The organism is Vibrio sp. Hep-1b-8 (assembly GCF_006124995.1).
Taxonomy (GTDB): Bacteria; Pseudomonadota; Gammaproteobacteria; order Enterobacterales; family Vibrionaceae; genus Vibrio.
Genome location: NZ_QEWN01000041.1, coordinates 1 through 4107, shown reverse-complemented (window position 1 = coordinate 4107; position 4107 = coordinate 1). Strand labels below are relative to the sequence as shown.

Genomic DNA, 4107 nt, shown 5'->3' with positions numbered 1-4107 from the left:
CTGCACTACAGGGCAAAAAGAAAGGACCCGAAGGTCCTTATTTGTTTTCAGCCCTAAACCACCTACTTCAGTAGGTGGTTATCATCCGTTTCGGCTTTGCCTGTAAAACTACTCATGCTAAATGCGTCTTTGATTTTTCCAGAAGTCAAAGAGGACAAATAACATGAGTAGATACAATCAAGCTTCCCACGTATTTTGGCGATGTCAATACCATATAGTGTGGACTCCAAAGTATCGATTTAGGATCTTGAAGAACAATATAGGTAAAGAAGTTTATCGATGTATTTATGTTTACTGTAATCAACTTGGATGTGAAGTAGTAGAGTTAAACATACAAGTTGACCACGTGCATTTAGTAGTAAAGATTCCACCAAAGCTATCGATATCCAAGTTGATGGGGGTATTGAAAGGCAAAATAGCCTTAAAGCTATTTAGTAAGTTTCCTCATCTTAGGAAGAACAGGCTTTGGGGTAATCACTTTTGGCAAAGAGGCTATTTTGTCGATAGTGTTGGAATCAATGAAGAAATCATACGCCGATATGTAAGACATCAAGAGAAGCAAGAGCGAGTAGAGCAGCACCAGTTGGCGTTGGATTAAACAAAGGCCCCCTTTTAGGGGGCTCACACAAAGCCACCTTCTTTAGAAGGTGGTAATTTACCGATTAAGTGCGATAGCCTTTTAGTATTTGAGCCAGAGATACGGAGGCTTTAGTGAGATTGGCTACCCCTATTGAGGATTGTTCTGCCACACTACGAATCGTATTAGATTGCGCTCGAATCTCACTCAGTTCTGAGGCGATGTCATTGGCAACCGCGCTTTGTTCTTCCGCTGATGTTGATATCTGAATGCTCATATCTTTCAGAGCGCGCGCTGATTCGGAGATGGATTGTACGTCATGGCCAATGTTTGCGACGATATCACTGCTGGTTTGGGCTTGGCTCACGGTTTGTTCAGTAATTGAAGCGATAGTGCGCGTTTCTGATTGGAGTTTCTCAATCATGGTCTGGATTTCGACTGTTGCGGCTTGAGTTCGTCCTGCCAACGTGCGTACTTCATCTGCTACTACAGCAAAGCCACGCCCTTGCTCACCAGCGCGAGCTGCTTCGATGGCGGCATTCAATGCTAGTAGATTGGTTTGCTCAGAGATAGCGTTGATGGTGGTGATCACTTCATTAATTTGTGTCGTGTTATCAGTGAGGCTAGAGACGGATTGTGACGCCTGACCAATGTACTCGGACAGCTTAGTGATTTCATTGATAGCGGACTGAACGCGTTGGTAGTTTTGATCAATATGCTCAGAATCGCGCTCAGTTTGTGCTGTTGAGTGCTGAGAAATGTTCGTCACTTCTTTTGCTGAAGCCGTCATCTCTTCCATGGCGGTAGCGACAGAATCTAATGAGGCGTATTGCTGGCTGATTTGGGTTTCGCTCAATTTCATCTCTTGCTCGAATGAAGCTGAAGTTTCACTCAGTGTTGTCGCATTATCTTTCACTGTCACGACTAAGTCGGTCAGGGTATCCATTGCTTTGTCTAGAGCACAGCCGATAGTGCCAAACTCATCACGCCCTGGATGGAAGCCGAGGCGAGAGGTTAAATCACCTTCACCAATGCGTTGTGTTGTGGTGTAGAGAACCCACAGAGCACCACCAAGGAATGTGGCGACCCAGTAGCAAAATAGTGCAAAAGGAAGCGCCCAGATAAAGCTGAGGGCAAAACTGGTCATTGCTTCGGATTTTAACTGTTGTAACTCACCAGCACGATTTAATGTTAACTGATAGAACTTGCCATCTTGCGCTTGTGCGGTCACTGTAACGATGCCGTCACGGAACGTCGCTGCTTGTGAGCGGTTGACTTGAGTTACATTAGACAGTGCGCCAAGTTTCTGTGGATCGGCGATTTTGGCTAGCTCAGCGATGTGCTGTTCAGCGGTGACAACGGCTGACTGCTCGAACATTTCGATAGTATTGGTATATCTTCCGCCAGCCAATGAGGCTACCGCTAGAATAAATAGGGCAAAAATGGCCCACATCTTGTCATTGATCGACATTTTAATGAACAAGCGATCTATCGTTCGAAACTCTACTTCTTTCATACTAGGATTCCTTTTCCGTCTCAGCCGGAAAGCTTACAGTTATATTGTAAAAATCTGATTACAAATTTATCGGCCTAAGGTGAAGAATTATGAGTCATCAGTCGCAATAATTTGTAATTAAAATTCCATTTTATCCAAGTAATGTGACGATGATCGTTATTCGACGGAAGCTCTAGTTATACCCGTTGTATATCAATCGCTGTCACGATGCAGATGGAAATATTTGGTCTTTTTCTTGCTAAGTTAACAATAGTATTGAGATATAGAGAATGACAATGGAAATTAAAACAGGTCTATTGGATCATCCTGATGTACTATTGCTACTTGAGCAGCACCTCGCGGATATGAATGCCACTTCACCCGCCGAGAGTATCCATGCGTTGGATGTAACGGCGCTGAAGGCTCCTCAAGTGACTTTTTGGACAGGCTGGAGCAATGGAAAGTTATTAGGATGTGCCGCATTAAAACACATTGATGATACGCATGGAGAGATCAAGTCAATGCGAACTGCCGAGACTTCGCGTGGTCAAGGTGTCGCTGCATGTTTGCTCAATCATGTATTGGAACATGCCCATCATTCCGGGCTAAACCGTGTCAGCTTAGAAACGGGCTCGATGGCCTTTTTTGCTCCGGCCCGTTCACTGTATGATAAATTTGGTTTTGAGTACTGTGAGCCATTTGCAGATTATGAGCTCGACCCTAACAGCCAGTTTATGACGCGTAATATCTAATTTAATTTAGCAATAACCCAAGAGTGCAAGCGCTATATATTGGTGCGTTGGTGCGCTTTAATAGTGCAACAATACAGGTCCAAATACCACATTGCTCTAACGGCAAGATGCCACAAAGTGTCCAACATCAATTTGGATGCAATTTTCATCTGGTGAGAATTGCACCAATCTGATGGGTCGTTATTCTTATCCGCAGTTACTACTCTAGAGCCACATATGCCACCTAGTAGGTGTTCTACACGATGAATCTGATTGTTAATATTCAAAAAAGTGTGCGAAAGCATGGCTTTGAGATGGCCACGAGACAAGCTTGGCGTTGTGGGGTAAAAGCCAATTTAGTTAAGCGAGTTATTGGCGTTGCTCGTGGACAAATTGTGTGTGTCGTTGAAGGTGTTCGTCCTGAACTATCGACAGAGATAAATAACGCGCTTCACACTGATGACAAGCAGGGCAGATATGTGTTTGTCGGGGGCATTGTTTGGCTCCCCAATGATTTGCTTGCCCCCGGTTTTCCCGACTTTATGTTTATGCATGTTAGAAATGTGGGTAGCAAGCATAAATACATGACTGATGAAGAGCTGTTCTTAAATTTGGCGTAGGTAAGGCGATGGTAGCGTTATTTTTTAAATGTCTGATTGGTGCCGCAGCTGTGTTGGTGATTGCACTGCTGTCCAAATCGAAGAACTTTTTTATTGCTGGTTTAGTACCGCTGTTTCCAAGCTTTGCTTTGATCGCGCATTACATTGTCGGCTCAGAGCGGAATATGGAAGATTTACGAGCCACCGCCTTGTTTGGCCTCTACTCACTGCTTCCCTATGCTAGCTATCTGTTAGCCGTCTACTATTTCAGCTATCGCTTGAGTTTGGTTCAAACCCTAAGTATGGCTACCGCCGTTTGGGTTGTGTCAGCGATGATGTTGCTCGTAATTTGGACCAGAGCTTTAGCGGTCAGTTAGAAGAAAGCCTAGAGTTCGACTCTAGGCTTTTTTGTTTTCAGCCCTAAACCACCTACTTCAGTAGGTGGTTATCATCCGTTTCGGCTTTGCCTGTAAAACTACTCATGCTAAATGCGTCTTTGATTTTTCCAGAAGTCAAAGAGGACAAATAACATGAGTAGATACAATCAAGCTTCCCACGTATTTTGGCGATGTCAATACCATATAGTGTGGACTCCAAAGTATCGATTTAGGATCTTGAAGAACAATATAGGTAAAGAAGTTTATCGATGTATTTATGTTTACTGTAATCAACTTGGATGTGAAGTAGTAGAGTTAAACATACAAG

At 43.7% G+C, this 4107-nt stretch carries 6 protein-coding genes; 5 read left to right on the top strand and 1 reads right to left on the bottom strand.

The genetic code is table 11. The features are described 5' to 3' along the window. The first annotated feature begins 163 nt into the window (after positions 1-163). Positions 164-598 (top strand): IS200/IS605 family transposase, encoded by a 435-nt coding sequence (gene tnpA, locus DA100_RS07955; RefSeq protein ID WP_033007908.1) that lies wholly within the window; start codon positions 164-166, stop codon positions 596-598. Positions 599-662: 64 nt separating this feature from the next. Here tnpA and DA100_RS07950 read toward each other — a convergent pair whose 3' ends face one another. Continuing rightward, positions 663-2093 carry a methyl-accepting chemotaxis protein gene (locus tag DA100_RS07950; protein WP_138971689.1) on the bottom strand — a complete coding sequence of 477 codons (1431 nt, stop codon included), beginning with the start codon at positions 2091-2093 and terminating at the stop codon, positions 663-665. A 275-nt stretch (positions 2094-2368) separates the two neighbouring features. Here DA100_RS07950 and DA100_RS07945 point away from each other — a divergent pair, with 275 nt between their 5' ends. From DA100_RS07945 to DA100_RS07930, 4 genes are all read left to right on the top strand, one after another. After that, positions 2369-2824, top strand: coding sequence for a GNAT family N-acetyltransferase (locus DA100_RS07945; RefSeq protein WP_138971688.1), 456 nt, complete (start codon positions 2369-2371; stop codon positions 2822-2824). Between the two features lie 242 nt (positions 2825-3066). Beyond that, a complete protein-coding gene (locus DA100_RS07940; RefSeq protein WP_138971687.1) occupies positions 3067-3423 on the top strand; it encodes an acyl-CoA synthetase in 357 nt (118 codons plus the stop codon). Between the two features lie 8 nt (positions 3424-3431). Further along, the gene (locus DA100_RS07935) at positions 3432-3779 is read left to right on the top strand and encodes a GlpM family protein (RefSeq protein WP_138971686.1); all 348 of its coding nucleotides are present in this window, start codon (positions 3432-3434) and stop codon (positions 3777-3779) included. Between the two features lie 153 nt (positions 3780-3932). Further along, positions 3933-4107 (top strand): transposase (locus DA100_RS07930; protein ID WP_171052168.1); only part of this gene is annotated, 175 nt, incomplete at its 3' end.

What these genes read in the sequence shown, in the direction of transcription:
- tnpA (WP_033007908.1), top strand. Translation starts at nt 164, where the DNA reads ATGAGTAGATACAATCAAGCTTCCCACGTATTTTGGCGATGTCAATAC.
- DA100_RS07950 (WP_138971689.1), bottom strand. Translation starts at nt 2,093, where the DNA reads ATGAAAGAAGTAGAGTTTCGAACGATAGATCGCTTGTTCATTAAAATG.
- DA100_RS07945 (WP_138971688.1), top strand. Translation starts at nt 2,369, where the DNA reads ATGGAAATTAAAACAGGTCTATTGGATCATCCTGATGTACTATTGCTA.
- DA100_RS07940 (WP_138971687.1), top strand. Translation starts at nt 3,067, where the DNA reads ATGAATCTGATTGTTAATATTCAAAAAAGTGTGCGAAAGCATGGCTTT.
- DA100_RS07935 (WP_138971686.1), top strand. Translation starts at nt 3,432, where the DNA reads ATGGTAGCGTTATTTTTTAAATGTCTGATTGGTGCCGCAGCTGTGTTG.